At 60.2% G+C, this 968-nt stretch carries 1 protein-coding gene; it reads left to right on the forward strand.

Going from position 1 to position 968, the window contains the following annotated elements; all coding sequences use genetic code 11:
- Window positions 1–129: 129 nt before the first annotated feature.
- Complete coding sequence (locus tag J7396_RS22390; RefSeq protein ID WP_231503156.1) at window positions 130–954, forward strand: IS3 family transposase; 825 nt, start codon at window positions 130–132, stop codon at window positions 952–954.
- The last annotated feature ends 14 nt before the right edge of the window (window positions 955–968 follow it).

Genomic DNA, 968 nt, shown 5'->3' on the forward strand with positions numbered 1-968 from the left:
GCGGGTCAAGGAGCTCGAGTCCGAGAACGCCAAGCTCAAACGGATGTATGCCGAGTTGGCGCTCGACAACGCGGCAATGAAGGACCTGATCGCAAAAAAACTCTAGGGCCGGCGCGTAAACGCGAGGCGGTGCGGTTCCTTATCGAGGTCCACGCGCGGCCGTTGCGCCGGTCCTGTGCATGCGTCGGGCTGTCGCGTGCCGCTTGGTATGCACCGCCTCTGGACTGGACGGTGCGCGATGCCGAGCTGATTGCCGAGATCGCGCGTTACGTTGAAGCGCACCCCAGTCGTGGCTTCTGGAAGTGCAGCGACTACCTTCGCAAGCAGCAACCAGGTTGGAATCCCAAACGCATCTATCGCGTTTACAAGGCCATGAAGCTCAACCTACGCCGCGCTGCAAAGCGTCGCCTTCCCAAGCGTGAGCGGGTGCCGCTCTACGTGCCGAGGCTGCCAGACACGGTCTGGTCGGTCGACTTCATGAGCGATGCGCTGGCATGCGGACGACGCTTTCGCACCTTCAACGTGGTGGATGACTTCAATCGCGAGGCGCTGCACATCGAGGTTGACACCTCGATCAACTCGCAACGGCTTGTGCGTGTGTTCGAGCAGATCAAACGCGATCATGGCTTGCCGCAGGTGGTGCGCTCGGACAACGGCCCCGAGTTCCTGGGCGAAGCGTTCACCAGCTGGCTCAAGACCAATGGCGTCGCACTACAGTACATCCAGCCGGGAAAGCCAAATCAGAATGCCTTCATCGAGCGCTTCAATCGCACGTTCCGCGAGGAAGTGCTCGACCTGAATCTCTTCGCCTGCCTCGACGATGTGCGCGAAGCCGCCCACTGGTGGATGATCGACTACAACGAAGCAAGATCCCATGATTCGCTCGGCGGAATGACCCCGGTCGAGTACCGCAACAAGTACGCCGAAAGCTCTACTTTTGAAGTGCCTGCTTGACGGGGGAGCTTACG

Origin of the sequence: Xanthomonas sp. A1809 (genome assembly GCF_017746015.1) — a bacterium.
Lineage (GTDB): Bacteria > Pseudomonadota > Gammaproteobacteria > Xanthomonadales > Xanthomonadaceae > Xanthomonas > Xanthomonas euvesicatoria.